At 68.1% G+C, this 26,251-nt stretch carries 25 protein-coding genes and 7 pseudogenes; 15 read left to right on the top strand and 17 right to left on the bottom strand.

The features are described from left to right. Positions 1 to 65: 65 nt before the first annotated feature. The 3 genes and pseudogenes from D1J63_RS36855 to D1J63_RS36850 all read right to left on the bottom strand — a co-directional run bounded on the left by D1J63_RS36855 (position 66) and on the right by D1J63_RS36850 (position 1,508). Positions 66 to 233 (bottom strand): hypothetical protein, encoded by a 168-nt coding sequence (locus D1J63_RS36855; RefSeq protein WP_164713131.1) that lies wholly within the window; start codon positions 231 to 233, stop codon positions 66 to 68. A 142-nt stretch (positions 234 to 375) separates the two neighbouring features. After that, positions 376 to 1,275 (bottom strand): annotated as a pseudogene (locus D1J63_RS36355) (class I SAM-dependent methyltransferase). Positions 1,276 to 1,364: 89 nt separating this feature from the next. Then, positions 1,365 to 1,508, bottom strand: coding sequence for a DUF6207 family protein (locus D1J63_RS36850; protein WP_164713130.1), 144 nt, complete (start codon positions 1,506 to 1,508; stop codon positions 1,365 to 1,367). A gap of 237 nt (positions 1,509 to 1,745) precedes the next feature. On the opposite strand from D1J63_RS36850, the pseudogene D1J63_RS36350 reads away from it, so the two are divergent. The 3 genes and pseudogenes from D1J63_RS36350 to D1J63_RS37490 form a co-directional block, all read left to right on the top strand. Then, positions 1,746 to 2,246 (top strand): annotated as a pseudogene (locus D1J63_RS36350) (lamin tail domain-containing protein). Between the two features lie 450 nt (positions 2,247 to 2,696). Next, positions 2,697 to 4,094, top strand: coding sequence for an FG-GAP-like repeat-containing protein (locus D1J63_RS36345; RefSeq protein WP_164713129.1), 1,398 nt, complete (start codon positions 2,697 to 2,699; stop codon positions 4,092 to 4,094). Positions 4,095 to 5,259: 1,165 nt separating this feature from the next. Beyond that, positions 5,260 to 5,421: pseudogene (locus tag D1J63_RS37490) on the top strand (IS5/IS1182 family transposase); the annotation flags it as partial. Positions 5,422 to 5,597: 176 nt separating this feature from the next. Here D1J63_RS37490 and D1J63_RS36335 read toward each other — a convergent pair. After that, a complete protein-coding gene (locus tag D1J63_RS36335) occupies positions 5,598 to 6,023 on the bottom strand; it encodes a hypothetical protein (RefSeq protein ID WP_125634989.1) in 426 nt (141 codons plus the stop codon). Positions 6,024 to 6,409: 386 nt separating this feature from the next. Here D1J63_RS36335 and D1J63_RS36325 point away from each other — a divergent pair. The 3 genes and pseudogenes from D1J63_RS36325 to D1J63_RS37485 all read left to right on the top strand — a co-directional run. Then, positions 6,410 to 6,874, top strand: a pseudogene (locus tag D1J63_RS36325) (IS5 family transposase); the annotation flags it as partial. A gap of 129 nt (positions 6,875 to 7,003) precedes the next feature. Next, positions 7,004 to 7,462 (top strand): SMI1/KNR4 family protein, encoded by a 459-nt coding sequence (locus D1J63_RS36320; protein ID WP_125634987.1) that lies wholly within the window; start codon positions 7,004 to 7,006, stop codon positions 7,460 to 7,462. Positions 7,463 to 7,521: 59 nt separating this feature from the next. Further along, complete coding sequence (locus D1J63_RS37485) at positions 7,522 to 8,067, top strand: hypothetical protein (protein ID WP_241235719.1); 546 nt, start codon at positions 7,522 to 7,524, stop codon at positions 8,065 to 8,067. A gap of 29 nt (positions 8,068 to 8,096) precedes the next feature. Here the strand turns inward: D1J63_RS37485 and D1J63_RS37480 are convergent. Beyond that, a pseudogene (locus tag D1J63_RS37480) lies at positions 8,097 to 8,564 on the bottom strand (serine/threonine-protein kinase); the annotation flags it as partial. Between the two features lie 33 nt (positions 8,565 to 8,597). On the opposite strand from D1J63_RS37480, the gene D1J63_RS36310 reads away from it, so the two are divergent. Beyond that, positions 8,598 to 9,314 carry a class I SAM-dependent methyltransferase gene (locus D1J63_RS36310; RefSeq protein WP_241235669.1) on the top strand — a complete coding sequence of 239 codons (717 nt, stop codon included), beginning with the start codon at positions 8,598 to 8,600 and terminating at the stop codon, positions 9,312 to 9,314. Between the two features lie 159 nt (positions 9,315 to 9,473). Here the strand turns inward: D1J63_RS36310 and D1J63_RS36305 are convergent, their stop codons facing one another. The 4 genes from D1J63_RS36305 to D1J63_RS36290 form a co-directional block, all read right to left on the bottom strand. Further along, positions 9,474 to 10,034, bottom strand: coding sequence for an XRE family transcriptional regulator (locus D1J63_RS36305; protein WP_241235668.1), 561 nt, complete (start codon positions 10,032 to 10,034; stop codon positions 9,474 to 9,476). A gap of 389 nt (positions 10,035 to 10,423) precedes the next feature. Beyond that, on the bottom strand, positions 10,424 to 10,897 hold the full coding sequence (locus D1J63_RS36300) for a hypothetical protein (protein ID WP_125634985.1): 474 nt from the start codon (positions 10,895 to 10,897) through the stop codon (positions 10,424 to 10,426). Between the two features lie 156 nt (positions 10,898 to 11,053). Next, positions 11,054 to 11,209 carry an oxidoreductase subunit gene (locus D1J63_RS36295; RefSeq protein ID WP_125634983.1) on the bottom strand — a complete coding sequence of 52 codons (156 nt, stop codon included), beginning with the start codon at positions 11,207 to 11,209 and terminating at the stop codon, positions 11,054 to 11,056. A 570-nt stretch (positions 11,210 to 11,779) separates the two neighbouring features. Further along, positions 11,780 to 12,409 (bottom strand): class I SAM-dependent methyltransferase, encoded by a 630-nt coding sequence (locus D1J63_RS36290; protein ID WP_125634981.1) that lies wholly within the window; start codon positions 12,407 to 12,409, stop codon positions 11,780 to 11,782. Between the two features lie 36 nt (positions 12,410 to 12,445). Between D1J63_RS36290 and D1J63_RS36285 the strand changes: the two are divergent. Continuing rightward, positions 12,446 to 13,189 (top strand): annotated as a pseudogene (locus D1J63_RS36285) (IS5 family transposase); the annotation flags it as partial. A gap of 368 nt (positions 13,190 to 13,557) precedes the next feature. Here the strand turns inward: D1J63_RS36285 and D1J63_RS36280 are convergent. The 3 genes from D1J63_RS36280 to D1J63_RS36270 all read right to left on the bottom strand — a co-directional run bounded on the left by D1J63_RS36280 (position 13,558) and on the right by D1J63_RS36270 (position 15,075). After that, positions 13,558 to 13,974 carry a peptidoglycan-binding domain-containing protein gene (locus D1J63_RS36280; RefSeq protein WP_125634979.1) on the bottom strand — a complete coding sequence of 139 codons (417 nt, stop codon included), beginning with the start codon at positions 13,972 to 13,974 and terminating at the stop codon, positions 13,558 to 13,560. Positions 13,975 to 14,135: 161 nt separating this feature from the next. After that, positions 14,136 to 14,510 carry a hypothetical protein gene (locus D1J63_RS36275; RefSeq protein ID WP_125634977.1) on the bottom strand — a complete coding sequence of 125 codons (375 nt, stop codon included), beginning with the start codon at positions 14,508 to 14,510 and terminating at the stop codon, positions 14,136 to 14,138. 139 nt (positions 14,511 to 14,649) lie between these two features. After that, positions 14,650 to 15,075 carry a peptidoglycan-binding domain-containing protein gene (locus tag D1J63_RS36270; RefSeq protein ID WP_125634975.1) on the bottom strand — a complete coding sequence of 142 codons (426 nt, stop codon included), beginning with the start codon at positions 15,073 to 15,075 and terminating at the stop codon, positions 14,650 to 14,652. 441 nt (positions 15,076 to 15,516) lie between these two features. Here D1J63_RS36270 and D1J63_RS36265 point away from each other — a divergent pair. Together D1J63_RS36265 and D1J63_RS36260 are read left to right on the top strand one after the other, a co-directional pair. Beyond that, positions 15,517 to 16,388, top strand: a protein-coding gene (locus D1J63_RS36265) for an IS5 family transposase (protein ID WP_241235487.1) whose coding sequence is annotated in 2 segments (ribosomal slippage) — positions 15,517 to 15,877 and positions 15,877 to 16,388 — 873 coding nt in all. Because the reading frame shifts where the segments join, the coding sequence is not laid out codon by codon here. 555 nt (positions 16,389 to 16,943) lie between these two features. Then, positions 16,944 to 17,267, top strand: coding sequence for a sigma-70 family RNA polymerase sigma factor (locus D1J63_RS36260; protein WP_125634974.1), 324 nt, complete (start codon positions 16,944 to 16,946; stop codon positions 17,265 to 17,267). Here D1J63_RS36260 and D1J63_RS36255 read toward each other — a convergent pair. Then, the gene (locus D1J63_RS36255) at positions 17,256 to 18,218 is read right to left on the bottom strand and encodes a RimK family alpha-L-glutamate ligase (RefSeq protein WP_125634971.1); all 963 of its coding nucleotides are present in this window, start codon (positions 18,216 to 18,218) and stop codon (positions 17,256 to 17,258) included. The two genes, D1J63_RS36260 and D1J63_RS36255, sit on opposite strands and share 12 nt — an antisense overlap. A 388-nt stretch (positions 18,219 to 18,606) precedes the next feature. After that, a pseudogene (locus D1J63_RS36250) lies at positions 18,607 to 18,754 on the bottom strand (transposase); the annotation flags it as partial. Positions 18,755 to 19,195: 441 nt separating this feature from the next. On the opposite strand from D1J63_RS36250, the gene D1J63_RS36245 reads away from it, so the two are divergent. Beyond that, positions 19,196 to 19,711, top strand: a complete 516-nt coding sequence (locus D1J63_RS36245) for a DinB family protein (protein ID WP_125634969.1) — start codon at positions 19,196 to 19,198, stop codon at positions 19,709 to 19,711. 318 nt (positions 19,712 to 20,029) lie between these two features. Here D1J63_RS36245 and D1J63_RS36240 read toward each other — a convergent pair whose 3' ends face one another. Further along, on the bottom strand, positions 20,030 to 20,338 hold the full coding sequence (locus tag D1J63_RS36240; RefSeq protein ID WP_125634967.1) for a hypothetical protein: 309 nt from the start codon (positions 20,336 to 20,338) through the stop codon (positions 20,030 to 20,032). A gap of 226 nt (positions 20,339 to 20,564) precedes the next feature. After that, a complete protein-coding gene (locus D1J63_RS36235; protein WP_125634965.1) occupies positions 20,565 to 21,029 on the bottom strand; it encodes a MarR family transcriptional regulator in 465 nt (154 codons plus the stop codon). Between the two features lie 186 nt (positions 21,030 to 21,215). On the opposite strand from D1J63_RS36235, the gene D1J63_RS36230 reads away from it, so the two are divergent. The 4 genes from D1J63_RS36230 to D1J63_RS36215 are packed head-to-tail and all read left to right on the top strand — an operon-like array spanning position 21,216 to position 25,051. Next, positions 21,216 to 22,127, top strand: a complete 912-nt coding sequence (locus D1J63_RS36230; RefSeq protein WP_125634963.1) for an SDR family NAD(P)-dependent oxidoreductase — start codon at positions 21,216 to 21,218, stop codon at positions 22,125 to 22,127. Position 22,128: 1 nt separating this feature from the next. After that, a complete protein-coding gene (locus D1J63_RS36225; protein ID WP_125634961.1) occupies positions 22,129 to 23,016 on the top strand; it encodes an amidohydrolase family protein in 888 nt (295 codons plus the stop codon). Positions 23,017 to 23,027: 11 nt separating this feature from the next. Then, positions 23,028 to 24,596, top strand: coding sequence for a long-chain fatty acid--CoA ligase (locus tag D1J63_RS36220; RefSeq protein ID WP_125634959.1), 1,569 nt, complete (start codon positions 23,028 to 23,030; stop codon positions 24,594 to 24,596). Beyond that, positions 24,593 to 25,051, top strand: coding sequence for a MaoC family dehydratase (locus D1J63_RS36215; protein ID WP_125634957.1), 459 nt, complete (start codon positions 24,593 to 24,595; stop codon positions 25,049 to 25,051). The genes D1J63_RS36220 and D1J63_RS36215 overlap by 4 nt, the downstream gene beginning before the upstream one ends. Before the next feature lie 375 nt (positions 25,052 to 25,426). Here D1J63_RS36215 and D1J63_RS36210 read toward each other — a convergent pair whose 3' ends face one another. After that, the gene (locus D1J63_RS36210) at positions 25,427 to 26,152 is read right to left on the bottom strand and encodes a glycoside hydrolase family 11 protein (protein WP_125634955.1); all 726 of its coding nucleotides are present in this window, start codon (positions 26,150 to 26,152) and stop codon (positions 25,427 to 25,429) included. Positions 26,153 to 26,251: the final 99 nt, after the last annotated feature.

The raw sequence follows: 26,251 nt of genomic DNA, 5'->3' as shown, positions 1-26,251 counted from the left end.
CACCGGTGGTGCGGGGGCGCCCACACGGGACGCCCCCGCACCGGTGACCGCGGGAGCGGGCGCCGTCAGCTGATCCCCGGCCAGCCGTCCGGGTGCGCCTCGTCCTCGGTCGCGGCGGCCTGCGACTCGCCGGCGTCCGCGCCCTGCGCAACGGCCGCCTGCGTGTCGGACTCCGTCTCCTCGCCCTCCTGTTGCTGAGGCTCGACGCTCTCGGGTTCCGTTGCCTCACTCATCACGGCCTCCTGTTCGCTGTCACGTCACCGAACCGACGTGCGGGCCCGTCGGCCACGTCGTCGGCCACGTATGAGACTGCTCTCGCCGGGCGGGGACGCGCAATGCCTTGAGCGGGGCGCGGCGCACGCCGCGGGCAGGACGTCAGGCCCGGCGGGCGGCCCAGACGGTGCGTTCGGTGCGTACGGCGAGGTCCGTGCGGTGCAGGATGCTGTTCGGGCCGTCCGTGTCCAGGAGTTCGCCGAGTGCGGCGAGGTCCTGGGGGTCGAGGACGGGCGCGGCGACGCCCCGGATGCGCTGCAGGCTGCCGTGGGCGTAGCGGCCGATCGCTTCGCTGCGCCCGCCCTCGATGTCGACGGTGAGGGTGCGCTCGTCCTCGACGGTGAAACCGGCGGCGGTCAGCAGCCGCCCCCAGTCGGCGACGCGATGCGGCACGTGCTCGGCGTGGAAGCCGTCGGTCGCGGCGTGGGCGCGCTCTTCGAGGCCGGGCCGGTTCTCCGGGGCGTCGGCGGGCAGAAAGCGGGGGAAGCCCGCCAGCTCGACGACGGCGAACAGGCCGCCGGGGGCGAGCAGTTCGCGGACGGCGCGCAGGGCGTGGTCGGGGCGGGCCAATGTGGCGCATCGAGGCGGAGGCCCACACCAGGCCGGGCGTGCCCAGCTCGGGCCAGTGGTCGGCGTCGAGGTCGGCCCGCACGGTGCGTACGCGCTCCTCGACTCCGCGGGCGCGTGCCTTCTCGTTCAGGGCCCGCAGATGTGCGGCCGAGTTGTCGACGGCGGTGACCCCCGCGTCGGGGAAGCGTTCGAGGAGCGCGAAGGTGCCCGCGCCGGTGCCGCAGCCCAGGTCGACGATGTGACGCGGCTCGCTGGTCAGCGGCAGCCAGGCGGTGATGGAGGCGATGTGCTCGGCGAGCACCTCGGGGCGTCCAGGTCGAGGATCTCCGCCTGTCCGTGATCGTCGTGCTCGTGGTGGCCGGTGTGCTCGTGGTGGCCGGGGTGGTGCGCGGATTGGCCGTGGGGCGGGGGCTGGTGGTGCGTCGGGGGCATGGCATCACCGTAAGCCGGTCATGCGTTGATCGGGTAGCGCCTTGCGTATTGGTGCCGTCCACGGCCGAACGGCCCCCGAGGGGGCGCTGTCAGGCGTTTGCCGAGTGCGCCGCCCGTGTGGGTGCGACGGCCAGCGCCGTGTGGAACGCGAACGCGGTCTCGGCGTCGGCCGCGGCGACATCGACGACGACCAGACCCGGCTCCGACACGTGTACTTCGCTGATCGCTTCCATGCCCCGCCTGACGCCCTGCCCCGACAGGCCGGTTCTGCTGCCCTCCAGCGTTCACCCGGACGGGACCCGTCTGCGGCTGACCGGTCAGCCGATGCCTCGCACCGTCTACGTGGGCCGTCCCGGCAACAGGCCGCCCACCAACTGATGCGGCCACACTTCCTTCACTTCAACTCCATGATGTGATCACTTCCGGTAGGCTCCGGGCGCTCCATTCGCACTGCTGAGGGGGAATTCCTCATGTGCATCCGCTACGCCCTGACCACTGCCGCCACCGCGGCCGCTGCCGCACTCGGCCTCGCCGCGGCTGTTCCAGCGCAGGCCGCCGAGTACTCCTCCGCGCTGAAGATCAAGGGCGTGCAGTACGACGCCCCGGACCGGGACTCCAACAAGTGCTCGGGCGGCAACACCAAGAACGAGTACCTGACGATCAAGAACTACTCGAAGACAGCGACCGTGAACCTGAAGGGCTACAAGGTCAAGGACGCCGCCGGGAACACCTTCACCTTCAGGAACAGCCACACCCTGCAGCCCGGCGACCAGGTGAGCCTGCGCGGCGGCCGCGGCACCGACTCCGACGCGAAGAACGTCGTCTACCGCCAGAACTGCAACTTCATCTCAAACAACGACAAGGACACCATCTATTTCTACTAGCTGGGCGGCTCCCGCGCCGACGTCCACGCCTGCACCAAGAAGGCCAACGACCGCGACGGCAACGGCTACACCACCCACCACGGCTGACCAACCGGTCCGAGCACAGCCGGTGTTCCCTCGCCCGCAGTTGAAGGGATCGGTCATGGTCTCCCTGACCCACCTGGCCCTGGTCGCGTTCCTGGCCTGGGTCACTCAGGCTGGTACACCGTCCGATGGCGCCGGGCACAGCCGCCCGGTGACGCTCACCGTGCGGACAGGGCGTTGACCTGCCGGGGTCGGGGTGCGGCTATCCCGTGGTCGGCTTCTGGTCGCGCTTGCCCGCGCCGTTCCCCGGCTTGCCCACCCTGCCTGCAGGACGCCGCGCAAGCGGCTGTCGCGTACCTTGAGCGGGCCTTGGCCACCCAGCGACCCGCACTGTCCGACCCCTTGGGTAAGGTGCCCTTCTCGGACGGCCGGAGCCCTGCGAAGCGCGGCGTTACCGCCGTCACGGCGATCCTGGGGGGATCCATGCGGGCAAGAATTGTCCTACGGCGGTACATGAGTGCGGGCCTCGCCGCGGCTGTGCTGGCACTGGGCGGGACCGGGGTCGCGGGGTCCGCGACCGAGGCGCGGGCCGCGGAGCCGCAACAGCGCATCGTGTACACGGAATCGGCGACCGTCGACGGCGTGCTGACGTTTTCTCTGGTGTCGATGAACGCCGACGGTTCCGACCGGCGGGCCCTGGTGCCGTCCGGAGACGGACTGCCGCGGGGCAAGTACGTCAGCCCGGTCTTCTCGCCCGACGGGCGGCACCTGGCGTTCATCAGCGAGGACGGGTTCGGGGACATCTGGGTCGCCGAGCCCGACGGCAGCGGGGCACGGCCCGTCGTCATGGACGTCCAGGACCCCGACGGGTGGGTGGACCAGCTCGCCTGGGGCCCGAACGGCGACATGCTCTACCTGGGCTTCCAGTCCAAGCCCGGCCACGACCGCCGCCGGCTGATGAAGGTCAACCTCGACGGCAGCGGACTCGACTACGTGCTGCCCGACCAGCCGTACGTGTTCGACGGCCAGCCCTCGGTCGCCCCGGACGGCGTGCTGGCCTTCCTCCGTGGCGGCACCATCCAGGTCTACGACCCGCGCCAGGGCGGTACTCCCACCCCGCTGACCTCGGGCCTCCAGCCGGCGTACTCGCCCGACGGCACCAAGCTCGCCTTCACCCGGCAGACGGCCTCGAGCGGGCCACAGGTATTCGTACGCGACCTGGCCAGCGGCAAGGAGACCCAGATCACGGACGACTCCGGCGGGGTCATCTACCCGTCCTGGTCGCCCGACGGCAACCAGCTCGCCTACCTCGCCGGTGGCACGGACATGCGTCTCACCGTCCATTCCGCCACCGCTGCCGGGGGCCCGGGCACAGCGATCACGAGCGATGACGTGCAGGGCAACGGACGTCCCGCCTGGGTCATCCCCGCCCGCCCTTCCAGCCCTGGTGACCTGACGGGTGACGGCAGGCCGGACCTGATCGCCCGCGACAGTGCAGGCGTCCTGTGGCTGTACCGCGGAACGGGCAGCGCATCCGCCCCCTACGCCGCCCGCACAAGAATCGGCGGCGGCTGGAACACCTACACCTCGTTGACCTCGGCCGGTGACCTGACAAGTGACGGCAAGTCCGACCTGATCGCCCGCGACAGTGCAGGCGTCCTGTGGCTGTACCCCGGAACGGGCAGTACGTCCGCCCCCTACGCCGCCCGCACAAGAATCGGCGGCGGTTGGAACACCTACACCTCGTTGACCTCGGCCGGTGACCTGACAGGTGACGGCAGGCCGGACCTGATCGCCCGCGACAGTGCAGGCGTCCTGTGGCTGTACCGCGGAACGGGCAGCGCATCCGCCCCCTACGCCGCCCGCACGAGAATCGGCGGCGGCTGGAACGCCTACAACCTGCTCAGCTGAACACGGGATCGGTGACCCTCGCCTGGCGGCAAGCGAGGGTCTCGGCCCCAAAGCGCCGGATCATGAGGCGGGCAGCCGGGATGCAATCCCGGACTGCTGGCATGTGGTATGGGGAAGTCCTCGGGATTCCTTGTTCCGGCGGCTGGCGGCGGCCGTCCCGGTCGAAGAATAGAACGCCGGGTCGACTGCTCCGGGCAGGCCGGCTTCCCGGGCCACGCCCGCAGGTCCGCGGTGATGTCCTCCAACGTCGCCGGGAAGGGTACACCGCTGGCGGATGACCATGCCGTGAGCCCAGCACCGCATCCGGGCGGATGCGGCGCCGGCCCCAGGCGGGCGGGGTCGATGCCTGGGTGAGCAGGTCGGCTGGCTCCATCGCGTCGTCTCCGTTTCACCACTGCCTTGTGACAGGCGAACTCGACCGATTGACAGGTGAGTTTGACCGCTAGGCTCAAGGAGACACCTCGCCTGCGGGAATGGTGTCAGCGGTCCCTACGAGCATACGGATCATGAAACGATCCGACGATCTACTGGCAGGGCTGGACGACATCGACTGGGCAGCCCTGGGGGACGCCTACGGCAGCGCCGAGGACGTGCCCGGCCAGCTCCGGACGGTGTGCGGGCTGGACGAAGAGGCCCGGGAGAGCGCCTTCCGCAGCCTGTTCGGCAACATCTTCCATCAGGGCACCCGGTACTCGGCCTCTCCGTACGCCGTGCCGTTCCTCACACAAATCGCTGTCGCGGGACCGGTCGGCGCCGGGCCGACGCGCCGCTGCTGACCCGTCTGGCCATTGATTGGCGCGACGAGTACGACCTCCCGCTCGGCATCGACACCGCCACGTGGCGCGCCGCAGCCATCAGCCCCGAAGAGAATCTGTGCTGGCACGACGAGCAGATCGCCGCCGAAACCGACGAGGAGCGGCTGAAGAACCTGGAGGGACGGGCGTACTGTGCGGCGGGGCACCCCGTCGACGCCCGGGAGGGCGCACTGCGCTCCTACGACGCGGTCCGCGCCCAGCTTCCTGTCCTGATCGAACTGCTCGGCGACCAGGACCCGGAGATCCGCACCAGGACCGCGTACCTCTTCGGCTGGTTCCCTGAGGAGGCCGACGCCACCCTGCTCCCATTGCTGGCCTGCCTCGACGGTGAGCGGGACCCGATCCAGAACCTGGGCAAACTCCGCTACGTCGTCGAGCAGACCTTCTCGCTGCTACACCACTTCAAGCGCCTGGCCGTCCGCTGGGAAAGACGCCTGGACCTGCACGACGCCCTCGTTTCCCTGGCCTGCAGTCTCATCTGCTGGAGACGCCTCAAGAAGACCCACTCGTGATCGTGTTATGAGCTCTCAGGAGCCGGATCGCGGCAGGATCGCGCGCCGCGGCCCTGCGTCGCTGGTGCGGCGCGAGGCGTCACTCGAATCCCTGGACGCAACGCACACCATCACCCCGTCAAGAAATCCACCGAAGAACTTGTCTCTGATTCAGTTTGAGCTCACTCTGGATACGCTTATTCGAGGATCAAACTAGGCCGCTTTCGCGGACCCCCATACAAAAGAACGTATTTCAGACTTGACAACAGCTCATTGAGGGCGACCTCTGGCGCAATCCGTAGCGGGATTACACTAGAGGGCAGATTAAGTACCTCGATGGCTTCATCGCTGAACTCTAGCGTCAGGATATCCCCTGCCCGAGAGGCCCCTTCCACTCCACCATAGTGGACCCCGAGGCTTTCGTTCACGACACTGTAGCTATCGGTGCCATTCCTCACGTTCTGCTCGTCTGGATAATCATTCAGGAATCGGTGGAAGTCGAAATAGAATCCATTCTCGGCCGCATCTTCCCCATCACCAATAAAGACCGAGAAGGTCACACCGGGAACTTCTTCCCGGATCTTCAGAGTTGCAATCTCCCAGTAGGGCATCACTTCAGTCATTCAACCCCAGCTCCATTCGACGCCACCACTCTTGTACACCAATATAACCCCAATTTTCTGTGCCGCCTTTTCCATACGCCCTTGACAGGACTGACAAGGAGGATTCAACCCATGAATGGTAACCGTGTCACCTTGGTTGACGGGCGCCAGGCCAAGTTCCGGAACGTCATGCGAGAAACCCGACGTTTACAGCGGCTAACACAATGAGGTGGCTCGCCCCTGGTTGCCGTGTCCGGGGCGGGAGTTGAGCGTTCGGTGCGGTGTGGGGACTTCGCCGTGGATCGTGTCGGATGAGCTGTGGGATCGCCTGGAGCCGCTGCTGCCGCAGCGTGAGTGGCGCTTCCGGTACCCGGGCCGCAGGCCGTTGCCGGACCGGGAGGAAAAGGGGGCAGCACACAGGGCCGTCGCCGGTCGACCGGGGCCGGGCCGGCTCCAAGCATCACTTGATCACCGACGGGCGCGGCACCCCGCTCGCGGTCCTGCCGACGGGTGGCAACCGCAACGACGTCACCCAGCTCCTGCCCCTGCTCGACGAGATCCCGCCGGTCCGCGGCCGGGTTGGTCATCCTCGCCGGAAGCCGGACTCGCTGTTCGCTGACCGCGGCTACGACCACGACATCTACCGCGACCAGGTCCGCGCCTGCGGCATCGTGGCCGCGATCGCCCGCCGCGGCACCCTGCACGGCACCGGACTGGGCGCCAACCGGTGGGTTGTGGAGAGGAGTTTTGCCTGGTTGCACGGCTTCCGTCGCCTGCGCATCCGCTGGGAACGGCGAGCCGGCATCCACGAAGCGTTCCTCAAACTCGCCTGCTGTCTGATCACCCATCGGCAACTCAGGGCATTGTGCTGACGACGGAAACGCTGGGTACCCCCTGGTTGTCCATGGCTCATGCCATGATCCGGCCTCATGAGTGACCGATCGCTTTCACCTGCCTGGCTGGCCTCGTGGGCAGACAGAGTCTCCGGGACTCTCACGGCCATGACAGGCGAGTTCGAGTATCGGCACGGCTTCCCACCTGGGACCAACCAGGTCCGGCCGGCCGACCACGACGATCAAGCCGCGGCTCGCACGCTCGCCCAAGTCACCCTCACACCAGCTGACCTGGTCACCTTCTACGAAAGCATCGGCGATGTCACCTGGGCGGACGTCGGCAACGGCTACTTCCTCGATCCGGCCGGTGACGTCCTGCTGCGGCTCCAGGAGTACGGCGTTGTCGACGTCGGCGCGGACCGCAAGGCCCATGGCCTGGTCATCGGCTCGAACGGCGGCGGCCTGATCTATGTCGCGGGGCCCGATGGGACCGTCTACCGGACGCGGACGGCATCGCTGGACGAACCGGAGCTCGACAAGGTGGCCGATGACCTACGACAGTTTCTGGTGCTGCTGGAGCGCTCCCTGACAAGGTTCAAAACCGACGGTGACCCGGGATACCTGTAAGCGCAGGCCCCAATGCCCATTTGTTATCCGTTGTAAGCCTGTTCCCCTGGGGTGACCGCATGCCGACCCGATGGCTCGAAGAAGACAACACACTTGTCATGCCCGACGGCGTCCGCGTCGCCACAGCATCGCCGACGCTTTCAGGACTGCACATGGCCCAGAACTCCTACAAGTGGGAGCTGACCGCCGACCGCCGCGAGGTCCGCGGCGCCGACGGCGGCGGTGCCGAATGCAGCGGCGAACCCTGGTTCACCAAATGGTTGATTCAGGCGAGCTCCTCGCGACCCCGAACAGGGCGACTTCGTCGCGCAGCGCCCGCACACACGCGTGGCACCCTCGTCAGACCTGCCATCCCGCTGGATTGCCGCGGTGCTCGGCCTCGACTACCGGCAGCTTGCCGAATGGGCCGCAAGACCGCCTCTACACAGACGCAGGTAACAGGACAGACGCGACGCCTCGAAATCGCAGAAGCCAAGACGGAAGGCTGGCTCGGCAAAGTCGAAGGCCTCCAAGTCAGCCTGGCTGGCGCCGAGCAGAAGCTCCGCCAGCTCGGTCGTGGGAACGGGCAGCACACCGCCGTGGACCTTGGTTCCTGCGTCGGGTGAGCCGAGAGGTAGCCCACCGTGTCAGGGGCCTGAAACGGCAGCCGCCCAGTGATCAGCTCGAAGAGCAGACAGCCGACGGCGTACAGGTCGCTGCGCGGCTCTGGAAGACCTCGTGCCTGCTCGGGGGCCATGTACGGAGGCGTGCCCACAATGAAGCCGGTCTGTGTGAGCCGGTCCGCGGTCGCATAGGGGTCGGCCGCTCTAGCCACACCGAGATCGAGGACCTTCGCCACGCCGGAAGGCGTGATGAGGATGTTGGACAGCTTGATGTACCGGTGCATGATTCCGGCGTCGTGCGCGTGTGCAAGCGCGTCACATATCTGAGCACTCCAAGCCCCTTCGTCCGGGCGGGTGACGGTGCCTTGGCTCAGCATCGTATCCAGGCCCTTGCCTCGAACCAGCTCCATCGCGAGGAACGGGGCCCTGGGGCGCTTCGGCTCGTAGGTGGATGTGACTGAGCGCTTCAGTTGGCCGCTCTGCGTGTCACAGTTGGCCACGTCCCGTGCCCTCAGCCAGAAGGAGCGTGCTTGGTGAACTCGATCGTGCAACCGGACGGAGTCGCAGGCGAGTGGCGAGATCGAGTGGCCGCCGTACGCCGCGGGCTTGCCGAGAACGGGCCGCCGCGGAGTCCCGATGGCGGTCCGGACTTCGCCACCGTCACGCTGCCGGAGCGCGACTGTGATCAGGTACGTGACTTCCTGGTGGACGAGCGAGTCGGCACGGTCGTCGAGATCGGGCTCGCCTATGCCAGCTCGGCGCTGGCGATCGGCGAGGCGCTGCTGCGCACCGGTTCACGGAACCCGCGGCATGTCGTAATCGACCCGTTCCAGTTCACGGCGTACGACGGTGTCGGGTGGGAGCTGCTGCGCAGCGCCGGCCTGGACGACATCGCTGAGCTGGTGACCGAGCCATCGCAGCGGTTCCTTGCTCGGTTGGCCGACGCGGGTTTCGCCGCAGACGCGGCGTTCGTCGACGGCAGCCACCACTTCCACAACGTGTTCGTCGACCTCCATTTCCTGGGCGAGATCGTCCGACCTGGCGGCGTCGTGCTGCTCGACGATGTCTGGTGGCCATCGGTCGGCGCTGCCGTGGCGTACTTCGAGACGAATCTGGGGTGGCGTCCGGTACTGGGCGCTCTGGCTGACGGGACCGCCTACCCGGCCAGCGGTCGGCCGCGGATCGGCGCCTACCGGTTGCCCGATCCGCGCCCGACGCCGGACTTCAAGGAGTTCCGACCGTTCTGCTGATTCGGTGGGACTCGCGAGGCCCCCACCCGAATCGGGCGACCGCGCGTCAGTCACAGCGATGGCACCGCGTCGAGCTTGGAACGTCCAAGTGGAGTGCTCACTGGCCAACTGAAGTGCTCAGTCACATGCCGGGAACGCGGCATTCCTGGACGGCCTGGTCTACAGCTCGATCTCGATGTGCTCCACGTCGGTGAACTCCACGCCCAGCCCGTGCGCGCGAGAGTTGTTGGCACGGAAGTACATCCGGGCGAGGCCATCGGCGGCGATCTGCCGCAGCTGCAGCTCGGTGGCGCCCTGCTCGCGGGCTGTGAACAGCTGGTCGGCGTACTCGGGCGGCAGAGCTTGGGTGATATCGCGGATCCGGGCGTCGTCGGTGGTGCCCGGCGCCGCAGTGAACCCAAACCGGGCGCGGGTGGATACGACCAGCCCGTCGGTGAAGGCCGCCTTCTTCTTGGCCTTGGCCCGCACCTGCGGCTGCCACCGTTTCTTGACCTCACGCTCTATGCGGCCGCGCAGGTCCTGGCGGGGCCGCTTGAGCTGTCCTTTGACGTACCGCTCCACGGTGCGCTGGGAGATCCCGAGCGCATGGGCGGCGGCCTTGGTGCCCTGGTGCTTGACCATCCCGGGCGAGCCCCCGAGCCGGAAGGTGCCGGGCGCCGGCCTGCCCTCGGGCGTGTGCGGCAGGACGTCCAGCGACGGGCCGGGTGAGGGGTAGACCATGGCGTCGGCTTGGTAGCTCGTGATGCGGCGGGCTCGGTGCTGAGGTGGTCTTCGCGAACGGCCCTGTGTTCGGTCTCGGTGTTGTTCGAGCCGCCAGATAGGCGTTCCAGTCCCGAGCAGCGCGGCGAGCCCGCTTGAGCCGCTGTTGATCCAGAGAAGCGAAACATCCTACGGACCAGCACCAACCGCCTGGCAGCCAGACGAAGATCCGGGAGGACAGCATCGGCTCGCGGCGCAGCACGGTGTGGCAGCACTCCCCGCCGACGAAGCTGATCGCCAGCTGGGTGGCCGGTTCGTCCCACAGATAGCGGAGATATTCGAACGCCTCCCCGTTGGTTCATGCTCGCTGGCGGACAAATAGCACGTGTCGCCGTCGGCATCCCGCAGGTTCAGTGCCACGTTCCTTCACATTCGACGATCTGGCCCTTCGAGTTGGCGTGACAAGCCCGTGCCGCGACCTTGCGGGTGGGGTATCGCGCCATCCAGTTCGCGCTGTACTGCGGGATGGATTCCGCGAAGGCGCAGTCGAGGGCGCCACCGACGGGCCGGTAGTGCCAGTGGCCTGCCCACTTGCCGGGACTCTCAGAGATCTCGTAGCGGATCTGGACCGCCGCGCAGTAGCCGTCGGTCGACCTGTCCCACACCCTGCTCTGGACCCAGACCTCACCGTTGTCCTGCCAGTAGATGTCCGTCTCCTGCTGGACACCACCGACGTAGCTCTTCGCGGTCCTGTGCGCCCATCCCGCAGGCGCACCCTGGGTGGTCTTCACCCAGTCGTTTGTGCTGTGCGCCGAGGCTGGTGTGGTGGCGATCAACACCGTGCTGAAGGCCGCGGCCAGCAGCCCGAGTACACGTCGCTTCACTGACTCCCCCTTGATTGTCGTTGCCACGGTAGCGTCGACCTCGCGAGATTCTGTCGTGCGCAGGTCATCTCGGCGTCAACCCCGGGTTGGGCTTCGGGTAAACCTCTGCGGTAGCCGGGCGGGGCAGTCTCGGCCCCCTGCTCCGCATGGAGGCCGTCAGGTGTCGTAACGCTCGGCCTTGGGCGAGCGGTTCATGAGCCGACGGGCCGCTTCGACGGTCGGCGTGCCGTTGATGAGGGCGACGACCTCGGCGATTGGCATCTCCACGCAGTGGTGCCGCGCGAGGGCCAGGATCGACGCGGACGACTTCACGCCCTCGGCGGTCTGTCAGGTGGCCGTCGTCGCCTCCCTCCACGGTCATGTCCCGGCCCAGGTGTTCGCCACAGGTGCGGTTGCGGGACAGCGGGGACATTCAGGGTGGCGATGAGGTCGCCGACGCCGGCCAGACCGGAGAACGCCCTCCCAGCCGGCGGCCTGCGACCGCTGCGCGACCCAGATGCCCCGGGCTGGAGGACGACGGGGCGGAGGAATGAACGCCTACGCCCTCCGAGTGCTCACGGGCCCACCGACCGGGCCCGGCTGCCGTCCTCGAAGCGATGCCGTGGCCGATCTTCTTCACCCCGTGGTCGTCCTCAGGCAGGAGAAAAGCGTCCTCGTCTCGCACGAGGACGTCCCCGTGCCTGCTGCACGGCCTCGAGGACCAGGTCACGGCACTGGCACGGTGCTCGGGCGGCATCTGGAAGGACAGCCGTGGTTCCTACCTGACAACCCACTGCGGAGAGACCTTGCTAGGGGGTGTCTGACAATTCCGGTCTGATCAGCGAGATTCGGCTGAGCTGGCAACCCGGAGGTGCGCCGATCGGCTGGGGGACTGGGCAGTGGCTACGAACGGCGGGCCAGTAGATGGGTGTCGAGGAAGCCCCGATCAGAGGATGGATCGTGGAGCAGCCGGGCGAAGGGATCGAGCCCAGCATCGCCCAGCAGTTCGGCGAGGCGATCCACCGGCCATCTGTAGGCGGGCGCCACCTTGTGGTCGAACCGGACCGGTACTTGTCCGTCGGTCCCGAAGAAGGAGACCAGGAGCAGACCGTTCGGTGCCAGGACGCGTACCTGTTCGGCGAGCAGCTCCGGTAGTTCCCCCGGAGGGGTGTGAATCATTGAGTAGTGGGCCAGCACGCCGCCGAGCGTGGCGTCCTCGATCGGCAGGGATTCCATCCGCGCCTCTTGGAAGCGCAGCGCCGGATGGGCCTGCCGGGCGTGGTCGACCATGCCGGGGGCAAGGTCTAGTCCGAAGGCGTCCAGGCCGAGTTCGTGCAGCATGGCTGTCAGATGTCCGGGCCCGCACCCGACGTCCGCTGTCCGCAGGTTGCCCGTCGCGCGCACCAGTTCGGCGAAGGTGCCGATCATGGCCCGGGAGAAAGGCTGTGTTTCCAGCCGGTTTGCGAACAGCGATGCGTACAGCTCGACGACACCGTCGTAGGCCGTCCTGGTCTCGTCCTGATGATTCGCCACGGGCAGGACTCTATAGCCGGTCGGATAATTGATCTTGTGGCAGGTCGAGGTGAGTTGACGGATGCGGCATGGAGGCGGATAGAGCCCCTTTTGCCTCAGGTGGACGGACGGGGCCGTCCGTGGCGTGATCACCGGCAGGTGGTCAACGGGGTGCTGTGGCGGCTGCGGGCCGGGGCTCCGTGGCGGGATCTTCCCGACCGGTTCGGGACGTGGCAGACCGTCTACGAGCGGTTCGCCCCCTGGGAGGCGGACGGCACCTGGGCACGGCTGCTGGAGCACGATCAGGTCCGCGATGACGCGGTGGGCCGGGTGGAATGGACCGTCTCCGTCGACTCCACCATCAACCGAGCCCACCAGCACGCAGTCGGCGCCCGCAAAAGGGGGATGTGAACGGGGACGAACTGGAGGATCCGGGCCGCTCGCAGGCGCGCCAGGCCCTCGGCCGCTCCCGAGGCGGACTGACCACCAAGGTCCATCTCGCCGTCGATGGCCGGGGCCTGCCCCTGTCGATTGTGCTCACGCCCGGCAACGTCAACGATGCGACGGCGTTCGGCCAGGTCCTCGACGGCATCCGCACCCCGCGCCTCGGCACGAGCCGCCCGCGCACGACACCGGACCGTGTGCTGGGTGACAAGGCGTATTCCAGCAGGGCCATCCGCCATCCGCCATCTGCTGAGGCGCCGGGGCATCGCTGCCACGATCCCCGAGCGCCGCGACCAGGCGGCGAACCGCCACCGACGCGGAACCCTCGGCGGCCGGCCGCCGACCTTCGCCCGCGATGCCGGATGCCTTTGCAGGCAGCTTGGCCATATGATCGACGTCCGCGCACGTGACCACGCGTCAGGCGCGACAACAGGTCACTGCCGCTGTCCCGAACGGCAGCGATCGCAGCTTCACACGGTTCGCGGTTCCAGGTTCGCCCCGCAGGCGTGGCCCAGAGACCGGAGCCGGTGACCGTGGCACCGAGGACGTGCGCGGATCGTTGTCTCGCTCACCCCGGCAGCTCGGGGCATGGCCCGGATGCAGCCATACCCCAGACTCGGGGCCCCTCGGTGGTCGAGGCAGACCAAGCACTGCCGGTCGAAGATGTGCGACGCGTTGTGGACACCCGGCCCTTCGGAAGAGAGCACCGCCATGCCACGGCTCGGTCAGCAGTAGAGCCGACGCAGGTAGGGCCAGGTCTGCGGGCCGACCTTGCCGTCCTCGGCCAGGTTGGTGTCGCAGGCGTAGTTCACGGTGCTCTGAAACTTCTTGGCCGCTGCCTGAGAATTGCGGCCGAAGATGCCGTCGATCGTCCCGGGGTTGTGACCGTGATACTGGAGGAGGCACTGGGCTTCCTTGCCGGCGGAGGTCACCTGCGAGGCGGACGGAACGACAGTGGTGCCGCTGTAGTAGCCGGCGGAGAGGCGGCCGGTGGAGCTCATGCTTACGTTGCACGAGTAGGCCGCGGCAGCGGTGGCGCCGCTCTCGGCCGCGGCGGCGACGCCGCCGGTGGCCGTGCCGCCCAACAGGGTGAGAGAGGCGAGCACGAGCGAGGTACGCCTGTGGGTTGCGGAGAGTGCCATGGAGGGCTCCTGGAGATGGGCGTGGTCGATCTGGACATCGGTACGCGTTCGTTGGATGACGCGGGCAGGCCCGACCGGGGCGACGAGGGACGCGTCCGGCCCCGTGCTGCCAGGTCATGCGCGACTATGACTGGCAACCGGTGCGCCGCTACGTCGGTCCGTCAGCAGCTGGAAGCGGTGTCGATGCGGATTCCGGTCACCGTGAAGGTGTTACTGAAGGTCTGGTTGTGGTTCGGATCCACGCACAGATAGGACGTCGCACCGGTGCCATTGTGGATGTAACGCAGGTAGACCCGGTCGTCGTTGCGTGTGTTGACGACGTAGTTGGCGCCTCGGCTCCGGGAGCCGAGATTCTGGTAGGAGGTCGTGACGTCCTGGAACGCGGCCGTGGGCTCGTCGTCGTCCCAGTCGCTGGAGGTCAGATAGAAGCAGACGCGCGGCCAGTCGCACCCCCTGCGGGAATCAGCCGAAGCGGTCGGCGCCGTAACCATCGTGGTGGTGGCGAGGGCAGCGGCCACTGTCGCCGCAACGGCCAAGCGCTTGGTCGTCCTGCGGTTCGCTCGTACGCGCACAAGGCATCAGCTCCCGTGTTGTTGTTCGGGTGGATACACGTCCGGACAGGCACACCTGACTGCCTCCGCAGCACCGGCCCACGGATGCCATCAGAGGAAGGGCTCAGCAGACCGTGGGGTCCAGGTCACGCAGCTTCGGCCAGGTCTTCGGGCCGATAGAACCGTCGGCCACCAGCCCGTTCTTCTTCTGGAAACGGATCGTCGCGGCCCTGGTGTTGTCACCGAAGATGCCGTCCACCGTGCCGGGGCTGCACTTGACGTACTCCAGCAGACACTGGGCCTCCTTGACGGTGTTGCCCTGGGAGCCCTTGGAGATGATGGTCGTCATCGTCTTGCTGTAGTCGTAGCCGTGGTAGGGAGTGCCGTTGACGGTAAAGATGATGTGGCGGTCCTTGCAGGGCGCGCTGGCCGTCACCTGCACCCCCTTCAGATCATCCTTGGCATGGGCCGAGCCGGCGAAGGCGGTGCTCGCGAGGGCAACGGTCGCGATCCCGATACCGATGAGCTGAGGGGTCTTCGTGATGATCATGGTTTCTCTCCGTCGTGGCCTATGGGCGAGGCGTTGCTCGCCTGCCCGAGTGTGGCGAAGTCGCACGGCGGGCGGTACCTACAACATTGCAGGGATGCCTCGGCCATGGGTTCTCGGCGAGTTCGTCGTCGTCAACGTCGGCTTCGGATGCTGCGCACCGATCTGCCTGGCGTGACGTGCCGGAACGTCACGGCTCCTGGTAGACCTTGTAGATGCGTTTCCGCGGGTGGGCGCTGGAGGGCACACATGCTGCGGGCCATCCCGTCGGAGAGAGACGCGGCCGGAGACATCGACTGTGTCCAACGCGCGCTCGACAGAAGGGAGTCCTAAGCTCACCGGGCGTACTCGCGGTGTTGGGAGCGGGGTGTACCCACCGGCAATATGCCGGTTGGCCGCAGACGTGCGCAAAGAGCATGCCTTCACGCCGCTAGGCAGTTTCGTTTGGATCAGTCGGTCGTTGGTTCGGGTGTGCCGTTGACTGATGCGCAGTGGGCGCGGATTGAGCCGTTGCTCCCGGACCGGACGCCGAGGCGAGGTGGTCGCTGGCGAGACCATCGAGAGGTGATCGACGCGATCGCCTACAAGTTCCAGACCGGCACGCAGTGGGTTCACCTGCCGGAGAAGTACGGCAACTGGCGAGGGGTCTACAACCGGCTGCGGATGTGGGCCGTCGACGGCACCTGGGAGCGAGTCTTCACCGCCCTGGTCGCCCAGGCAGACGCGGACGAGGACCTCAACTGGGCCGTCTCGGTCGACTCCACCATCGTGCGGGCCCACCAGCACGCGGCCGGAGCCCGCAAAAGGGGGCCCCGGCCGGCGAGCCGACCGACCATGCCATCGGCCGGTCCCGCGGCGGACTGACCACGAAGATCCACCTCGCTGCCGACGCCCGCTGCCGGCCCCTGGCGTTCGTTCTCACCGCAGGCCAGGCCGGTGACGCACCCGCGTTCACCGACGTCATGGCCCGCCTGCGCGTTCCCCGCCGACGAGGACGACCCCGCACCAGGCCGGACCTGGTCCTGGCCGACAAGGCGTACTCCTCCCGCGCGATCCGCGAGCACCTGCGCAAGCGCGGCATCCGGGCAGTGATCCCCGTCCCCGCAGACCAGCGCGCACACCGGCTACGTCGGGGCAGCCGGGGCGGCAGGCCACCGGCCTTCGACCGCGAGACCTACAAGCAGCGCAACACCGTCGAGCGGTGCATCAACCGCCTGAAGCAGTGGCGTGGTATCGCCACCCGCTACGAAAAGACCGCCACCATCTACCTGGCCGGACTCCACATCGCGGGCATCTTCCTCTGGTCCGCCCGGTGATCCAAACGAAACTGCCTAGGACGAACACCCCTCCAGGTTGGGGGAGCGTACGGCACATTAAGAGCCGTGCGTGCGTGACTCCCCAGGAACGGGAGAAAGACCGGACCATGACCCGGCTCGCGGGCTGCCTGACCGGCAGCGGTCAGGCCGGGCAGGTCACGCACCGCGATTCGGCGGGCGGCGAAAGGACCATCACGCTCGGACCGCCCGCCGGCCGCTGCCAACGACGAGCGGGAAGGCGGCCACGAGTGACCGTCCGGGAGCCAGGTGAGGACCGCACGGATCCCCGTGCGGTCCTCTACCGCGCGCACCACTCACGGCTCGTCCGATTCATCCAGAACAAGATCGCCGACCACGAGGAGGCGGAAACCTCGCCCACGAGGTGTGGAACGCCTTCCTGCGCCACTTCGCCCGCCACCAGGAGACGTACGATGAACCCGTTGCCCCGTTGTTCGTCATCGCTCGACGAAAGATCGCCGACTGGTACGTGGTCCGCAGCCGGCGCCCCGACCCGCCGGCGACGACGGTCTCTACGGACAACTGACCCAGGCTTCAATGATCTGCCCGGACCGGATCGGTCCCGCCGAGTTGCGCATGGACCTGAAGCAGAGCGTCGCCCGGCCCCCCCCCGGCCAGCACGAAGCTCTGGCCCTGCGCTACATCGATGGCTTGGACCGCGAGACCATAGCCGAACTGATGGGCATCACCGTTGAAGGGGTGAAGAAACTGCTCGGCAGCGCTGTCAGGACTCTGCGGACGTCACCCGACCCGACGGGCTCCGCCAGCAGCACCGCAACGTTGATCGTCAGCACGGACAGCCCCACCAGTTCAGTGAACGGCCCTGCCACCTCCACCCGGGGAGCGGCTCTACACGGTTGACTGCGGTGCGGTGTAGCCGCGGGCAGACAGGCGACGGGCAATGCAGGCCGTAACGGCGGGGATGACTGCGGTCATTCCTGGGCGCCAGCCCGGGACCGCGTTCACCTCGCAGACGGTGTAGGTGTCTTCCGAGGCGAACAGTAGGTCCACGCCGGCGAAGTCCAGCCCCAGCGCGCCGACCGCACGCACCGCCAGCTCTTCCGCTTGCGGATAGCGGCCTGTGCACAGGGTTGCAGAGCCGCCCCTGGAGATGTTGGCAGTAAGGGTACCGTTGCGGGAGGCGTGTACTACGGCACCCACCGGTTCGTCGTCGACCACGACCACGCGCAGGATACGGCCGTGCGAATGGGTCACGTGTTCCTGGAAGAGGAACGGCGCGTCCTGGCTGAGGCTGCCGGCCACGGCCCGGAGCAAGCTCGGGTCGTGGGCCAGGAAGACCTGGCCGCCCTTGGAGCCGCTGACCGACTTCACGACGCAGGGCGTACCCAGGTGAGGGCTGTGGACGACGCCTTCCAAGGGGGCAGTGGCGTAGGAGAGGGTGTCGGGCACAGGCAGGCCGGCCAGGGCGAGTTCCTGCAACTGCCACATCTTGTTCCGCGTCTTGAGCTGGGCATCGACTGAGTTGATGAGGGTGCTGCCCATGCGCTCCAGATGCCGCAGCAAGGTCACTTCGCGGTCGTTTTGCATGGGGCCGGCCAGCTGTCGTACACACACCACCTCAGGAGCGGGCAAGTCCATGCCGCCCAGGGTGCGCAGGACAAGCCGCCCGTCATCGACGCCGAAGAGCAGCTCATCGGTGTACCAGACCGCAAAGCGGGGGCCATGGGTGTCGGCTAGCGCAAGGGCCAGTTCACGGGTGGACCGGCGCAGCGGGGCCAACTGCTGACGAGCCAGCAACCACACGTCGGCGGGTGACGCGACCGCCGGTAGAGCACCGTCCTGTGCGAACACTCTGACTCCTCACCTCTTCGCTGCCCAGGGCCCGCGGCGCCGACAAGACCAGTTTCACCGGTTCACACCGATGCGACCAGACAGCCAGCCGCGACGCCTCCGAACTCACGACGTTATAGCTCAAGCCAGGCGCGCGTCAGACGGCATGTGGAGCACGGGCCGATCTGGTCGCCGGGACACGTACGCGCCGATGTGTCCGGCTCGCTGGTGAGCGGTGCAGGGGCGGTCATCTCATCGGGTTTCCGGTCTGGCGGCCACGGGCAGCTGCTTCGAACGAAGAATAGAACGACAGCGACGATGCCCCGGCAGGCCGGCTTCCTGGGCCGCTGCCCGCAGGTCTGCGGCGACGATGCCCTCCAGCGTCTCCGGAAGGGCTCTCACCCGCGGCATCGGCGACGGCCTGAGCCTGCTGCAGCAGACGTTTCCACGTCTCGTCGGCCGACCACAGCCGGTGGCGTTCATACACCGTCCTCCAGGGGCCGAAGCGCTCGGGAAGATCCCGCCCACCGGCCACAACGTCCATTGCTCACCGGCAGGAACGGCCGCGGCCGTTCCCACTCGGCATCCGTCAGACCGCCCGGACGGCTCCTAGACGAGACGGCGCTTGAACAAGAACTAGTAGTACGCCGGAATCCCGTCGTGGTGCGTCGCGACCGCATGGTTCACGGGCCCCCACCCTCGTGCACCCATTCCACCAGCGTCGCGTTTACCTGCTCATCCCCCGAGCGGGGAACGACACGAAGTTGTACTTCCGCTGGTCACTCATGCACCTACGCTGCCCCGTATGGCGGGCCGCACCCGCTGCGGAGCAGCCAGCAAGTGAGGCATAGAGCCCAGAACAGAGACGTCTCCGTCGGCTAGGGCCGTCCGGCGGATCTTCTCAGAGTCTCCCGGAGCCCAGGCGGTGCTGTGGCACTTGACGGTGCTCGCGATCAATTGGGTCGACACCCGTTCCGAGCTGCGGGAAACTCCTCGCGATGACTCAACGAACCGACACGCCTCCTACGTGGGACGAGCGTACGCAGCTGGCCACCTTCCTCAACTACGCCCGTGACACCGCGCGAACCAAGTGTGAGGGAGTGTCCGCCGAAGACGCCCGCAAGGCCCCGCTCCCGAGTTCACCGCTGATGACGTTGTGCGGGCTGATCAGCCATCTGCGTTGGGTCGAGTACTACTGGTTCCAAGTGATGTTTCTGGGCGAGGAGCTCGCGGGGCCGCTCGCCGAGGCGACCGACGATGACCCCGACCCTGAGATGCGGACAGCAGTCGATGTCCCGTTGCCCCAGCTTCTTGCCGAGTACGAGGAGCAGAGCGCCCGCTACCGTCGCCTGGTGTCCGATCACGACCTGGACTCAAGGGCCAAGCGTTCCATCAGCGACGGCCGCCACGTCGACCTCCGGTGGGTGATCCTCCACCTCATTGAGGAGACGTCCCGCCACAACGGCCACCTCGATGTCGTACGTGAGCTCGTCGACGGGCGGACCGGCGCCTGATACCTTCCGCGCGGGTTGCGAGCTGAGCCACAGTCGGACCGCTGCTGCGGCGACCCTGGCGTGGAAGACGTAGGCCCGGCTGCCTCCTCCTCTACCCCGGCGGTCCCACCACCCATCGCAAGCCGACCCTCGTGGACCTGAGCGGCTGGGACACCGTCATCGCCAACATCTTCTGACGGACACCTCCAGGACCGTCCCACACCGCGAAGGCGAGAACTGTCAGCTCAGAGCAAGGCTTTCCACCAGGCCGTGCCCCGCATCGCCTGGCGCCACTCTCACTCGATAGCCGACACCCATCCGGGCAACCTCACTGCCGGATCAGTCGGTCATCAGGATCAGACTCAGGGCCAGCAGCGCAAGCCCCGCCACCATAGTGACGCTTCCGAGAAACTTGAAGAAGGAAGGGCTGAGGCTCCAGGTGTCTGGGAGCCTCAGATCGCCTGTGCTCTGAGCTTTCAACTCAAGGCCGGCTCGTCTTCGCGCCAGCGTTGCATCGACAGCACCGCGCACATTGAACGCCAACCTCCCTCCGATGAAGACGGCTGCGAACCCCAAGGCTGCGAGGAGGATCAGGACGCCTATCGGGTCGGAGGTGTCTGCGGACGAAGGGCCAGCGATCATGATCATGCCAGACAGCATCGCACCGAACTGGCCTCCCATCACGACTCTGCGGCCACAGCCGACCCGTACGCCTCGTTGGACGACCGCAGAACGCACGAGGACACGCCGTTTCGAGCGGGCGACGGCGGCACGGCGGCCGGACGAGATGGCGCGCTCGAAGTCGTGACTCCGGCGGCCGTGCTCCGGATCCGGCCCCCTCCCCCACCGCGGGGCACCGTCACCGCGGCGCGGGTCAGGACAGCGCGCGGTGCGCGCTCCTCAGAACGTCACGGAAGCGCTCGACGTCGGCGGGGTCGAGATCCGCCACCATCCGCTGCTCCAGCATCCGGGCCGGTTCGGCGTACTCGGCGAGCAGCCGCCGTCCCGCGTCCGCGAGCAGGATCACCTTCTCGCGCCGGTTGCCCGGATTCGGCTCCCGGCGCACCAGTCCCCGGCTCTCCAGCCCGCGCACCATGTCCGCCATCGACTGCGCCGTCACGAACGAGTCGCGGGCCAACTGGGCGGCGGAGATACCGTCGTGGCGCTCCAGCACGGTCAGCGCCGTGTACTGGAGCGCGGTGACGCCCGCGGGCTTGAGCAACTCCTCCAGGCGGGCGCGGACCACGAGTTCGGTCCGCTTGAGCAAGTAGAGCAGCGACGGCCCCGCTTCGGTCGCGGATCCGGCGCCCCCCGTGGACCGCTCCGGCGCTCGTGTCATCCCGTGCCTCCACTGACTGCCGATCCGTGTCTCACGGTGCACCACCCTAAGCCATTGACAGGATTCCTGTTAAAAGAGAACACTGGGAGCCAACCGACAGGATTCCTGTCGATCAATCGTGGGTGCCGGCCCGGTCGGCCTCACCGCCCCTCAGGAACCTCACCGCCATCAGGAAGAGGCACAGTCATGGATCTGCAGGGCAAGGTCGCCGTCGTCACCGGAAGCGGGCGCGGGCTGGGACTGGCCTACGCCCGGGCCCTGGCCGCCGCGGGCGCCGCGGTCGTGGTCAACGATGTCGACGCCGATGTGGTCGACGAGGCTGTCGGCGCCATCACCGCGGCAGGCGGCCGTGCCGTCGGCGTCGTGGCCGCCGTGGGCGACAGCGAGGCCGCCGAGCGGCTCACCGAGGCAGCGGTGGGCGAGTTCGGCCGCCTGGACGTCCTCGTCACCAACGCCGGCATCCTGCGCGACCGGGTGCTGTGGAAGATGACGGACGACGACTTCGACTCCGTGGTCAGGGTCCACCTGCGCGGCACCTTCACCTGCGCCCGGGCCGCGGCGGTGCGGATGCGCGAGCAGGGCGAGGGAGGACGGCTGATCCTGGTCTCCTCCCCCGCGGGCCAGCGCGGCAACTTCGGCCAGACCAACTACGCCGCCGCCAAGGCCGGCATCGTGGCGATGGCCCGGACCTGGGCACTGGAGCTGGCCCGCGCGGGCATCACCGTCAACGCGGTGGTCCCCGTGGCCGCTACGGAGATGACCAAGACCATCCCGGCTTTCGCCCCGGCCATCGAGGAGGCCGAACGCACCGGCACACCGCTGCCGGACCGCCTGCGCAAGGAGGAGGGGCTCGGCACCGTCGAGGACGTGGCTGGTCTGATCACCTTCCTCGCCTCGGACACCGCCAAGGACGTCACCGGGCAGGCCATCGGCATCGGCGGCGACCGGCTGGCCCTGTGGGCCCACCCCAAGGAGAAGTCGGTCGCCCTCACCGACGGCGGCTGGAGCGCCGACGCGATCGGCGAGCACTGGCACGACGGCGTCGGCGCCGAGCCCGAGTCGTTCGGCATCCCGGCTCCCATGGCACCGGAGGCCTGACATGAGCGATCCGGTCATCAATGTCGACGCCCTGACCGCCATCGACGTCCACACCCACGCGGAGATCTCCCGCACCGGCCATGGCGCGCTCGGGCCGGAACTCTTCGGGGCCTCCGAGGAGTACTTCAAGGCGCACGGCCACCGGCAGCCGACCATCGACGAGATGGCCGCGTACTACCGGCAACGGCACATGGCCGCCGTGGTGTTCACCGTGGACGCCGAACACGGCACCGGTCATCCGCGCATCGCCAACGAGGAGGTCGCCGAGAGCTGCGCCGCCCACGCCGACGTGCTCGTCCCGTTCGCCAGCGTCGACCCGCACAAGGGCCGTGCGGGCGTACGGGAGGCACGCCGCCTGGTCGAGGGGTACGGGGTACGCGGCTTCAAGTTCCACCCGAGCATCCAGGCGTTCTCCCCGGACGACCGGATGGCGTACCCGCTGTACGAGACGATCGAGGAACTCGGCGTGCCCGCGTTGTTCCACACCGGGCAGACGGGGATCGGCGCCGGGGTGCCCGGGGGTGGCGGCATCCGGCTGAAGTACTCCAACCCCATGCTCGTCGACGACGTGGCCGTGGACTTCCCCGAACTGCGGATCATCCTGGCGCATCCGTCGTTCCCCTGGCAGGACGAGGCCCTGGCCGTCGCCACGCACAAGCCCTACGTGTACATCGACCTCTCGGGCTGGTCACCGAAATACTTCCCTCCGCAGCTGGTGCGGTACGCCAACACACTGCTCAAGGACAAGGTGCTCTTCGGCTCCGACTACCCGGTCATCACCCCGGACCGCTGGCTCGCCGACTTCGAGAAGCTCGACATCAGGCCCGAGGTCCGGCCCAGGATCCTCAAGGACAACGCCGCCCGCCTGCTCGGCCTGCACAAGGACTGAGGGAGGACGCCGTGTTGAACCAAGGCATCGGCTCCTGGCCCGCCCGCCGGGCACGCAAGACACCGGGGCGCACGGCCCTGGTCCACCGGGACGCCGAGATCACCTACCGCCGACTGCACGAGCGGGTCCTGCGTCTGGCTCACGGGCTCAACACCCTTGGCGTCGCCCGCGGCGACCGCGTCGCCTACCTGGGCCCCAACCACCCGGCCTTCCTGGAGACCCTGTTCGCCGCCGGCGTCCTCGGCGCTGTGTTCGTACCGCTCAACACCCGTCTCGCTAAAGCCGAGTTGACGTACAACCTCGTCGACTCCGGCAGTACCGTGCTGGTGCACGGCGCCGGGCAGGCGGCTACCGCCGCCGCGGTGGCCGCGAACGGCGGAGTCCGGCATCGCGTCACCCTCGGCATGCCGGACGGCGAGGGCCTCGGCTACGAGGATCTGCTCGCTGCTGGTGACACCGGTCCGCTGGACGAGCCCGTCGCCCCGGACGATCCCTGCGTCATCATGTACACCTCCGGGACGACGGGCCGCCCCAAGGGCGCGGTGCTGTCGCACGCCAACATCACCTGGAACAGCGTCAACGTCCTCGTCGACACCGACCTGACCGGCGACGAGGTCACTCTGGTCGTCGCCCCGCTGTTCCACACCGCCGGGCTCAACATGACCTGTCTGCCCACCCTGCTCAAGGGAGGACGGGTCGTGCTGCTGGAAGCCTTCGACCCGGGGACGGTGCTGGACGTCGTAGAACGCCGGCGGGTGACGTACGTGTTCGGGGTGCCCACGATGTACGACGCGATGGCCGCCCATCCGCGCTGGGAGACGGCCGACCTGTCCAGCCTGCGCTCCGTGAGCTGCGGCGGCGCACCGGTCCCGGCACGCACCATCCAGCGGTACCTCTCCCGCGGCCTGGCCTTCAGCCAGGGATACGGCATGACCGAGGCATCCCCCGGCGTGCTCTTCCTCGACCGGGAACAGACATCGGCGAAGGCGGGTTCGGCGGGCGTCCCGCACTTCTTCACCGACACCCGGGTCGTCCTCGCCGACGGCAGTCCCGCGGGACCCGGACAGCGCGGTGAGGTCCTCGTCCAGGGGCCCAACGTGATGTCCGGCTACTGGGGCCGCCCCGAGGACACCGCGGCGGCCTTCACCGGCGACGGATGGCTGCGGACGGGCGACGTCGCCCGCACGGACGCGGAGGGCTACGCCTACATCGTCGACCGGGTCAAGGACATGTTCGTCTCCGGCGGGGAGAACGTGTACCCGGCCGAAGTGGAGGACGCACTCCTCAGTCACCCGGCGGTGCGCGAGTGCGCGGTGGTCGGCGTGCCGGACGCGGTCTGGGGCGAGGTCGGCCACGCCGTCGTCGTGCTGGAGGCCGACCGTCGTGCCGACGGCCCTGAAATCCTTGCGCACTTGCGGGGCCGGTTGGCCAAGTACAAGATCCCGAAGACCGTCGCCTTCGCCGACGACCTGCCCCGCACGGCCTCCGGGAAGATCATCAAACGGGCCGTGCGCCTGGCCCACCCGGCCCCCTCCCCCGAAGCCCCACCATCGACCCCAGGGAAAGGCAGTACCCCGTGACCACCACCGCCCAGGGCCTCGAAGGCCTCGTCTCCCTCGCCGGCCGCGACCTCGGTCGTACCGACTGGCTGGAGATCACGCAGGAGCGTGTGAACACCTTCGCCGACGCCACCGACGACCACCAGTGGATCCACACCGACCCGGAGAAGGCCCAGCACGGTCCCTTCGGTGGTCCCATCGCCCACGGCTACCTCACTCTGTCCCTGATCATCCCGATGTTCGGCGACCTGTTGGAGATCTCCGGCATATCCATGAGCGTCAACTACGGCCTGGAGAAGGTGCGCTTCCCGAGCCCCGTGCCGGTCGGCGCGAAGATCCGCCTCCACGGCGTGGTCGACTCGGTCGAGGAGGTCAAGGGCAACGGCGTGCAGATGGCGCTGACCTTCACCGTGGAGGTCGAGGGCCGTGAGAAGCCCGCTTGCGTGGCTCAGGCTGTGTACCGCCACTACGCCTGACCAGCAGCACACCCCCCGGGGGGCAGGCCGGCCTGGCCGCTGCGACCGTCGGAAGGAATCGGGCGTGGCGCCCGAGGACGCGGGCCGGGCTCCGCCGGGGGCCTCGGTCTGCGGTCTGACGCGCCGAAGTCGCGGGCGGCCAGGCGGCGGTACGTCACCGCGTGTACAGGCCGGGACGCCCGCCGCCCACCTGACCCGGCTATCGACAACGCTCGGTGGCGAACGACTTCGGCTCAGCCCTGCGCCTGCTCCAACAGCAGCAACCAGCGCTGGACCGGCAGTTGGCGGAACAGCCTCGCCGATCCCGTAGTCGACCACGATTGCGGACCCCGCCACGCAGACGGGGCCCACAACCCGCTGTCCACCGGACAGAGGTCAACCGCTGACCGTGATGTTCGAGCTTCCGCTGCTCTGATAGCCCTCGGTGGCCATGATCATGTAGTACTTGAACTGGCCCATGTTCATGCCCGCGCGCGCCCAGGCGTCGAAGTGGTTGCCGGTGGTGATGGTGCCGGAGCCGCTGGTCACCTTCGATTGGCGGACGCTCCAGTACTGCTGGAAGGTCTTGGTGCCTTCCACGGAGGGGGCGTTGTACCGGGTCGTCTGGTAGATGTCATAGGTGCCGCCGTCACTGGAGACGGTGCCCTTGTACGTACCGGTGGGCCGGTAGCTGCCCCAGTTGTCGACGATGTAGTACTCCACCAGCGGGTTCGAGGTCCAGCCGTAGAGGCAGCCGTAGCCGTTGCCCGAGGGGTTGAAGTAGCCGTTGTAGCGGACCGTCCTGCGCCCGCCGGTGCTCCAGCCCTTGCCGGCGACGAAGTTGCCGCAGTTGGTCCACTGGGTGCTGTAGCTGCCGCCACCGTTGAGCGTCATGGAAACGGAGCCGCCGCCGTCGGTCCAGAACGAGTAGTACATGCCGTCGGTGCCGGTCTGGTTGGTGGTGATGGTGGTGGCGGCGTGGGCGGTGCCGGGCAGCAGCAGCCCGGACGCGGTTGCGAGCGCGAGGGTGCCGGCGCCACCGAGGAAGCCTCGTCGGCTCACTCCGTCGAGGGGGGCGCGATTCTGCTTGGTCCGGTCCTGCTGTGTGCCGTCCTGCTGCATGCGTTCTCCCGATGAAGGCGGGTGGGGGGCGAGCGGCTTCTGCCGCCCGCTGCCTTGCACGAACCACGCGGGGCCGCCCGGCCGTCACGCCGTGACAAC

The sequence above is a fragment of the Streptomyces sp. KPB2 genome, assembly GCF_003950055.1.
In the GTDB taxonomy this organism is placed as follows: Bacteria; Actinomycetota; Actinomycetes; order Streptomycetales; family Streptomycetaceae; genus Streptomyces; species Streptomyces salinarius.
The sequence above is the reverse complement of the archived record's forward strand: the minus strand, read 5'-3'. Positions and strand labels throughout refer to the sequence as shown.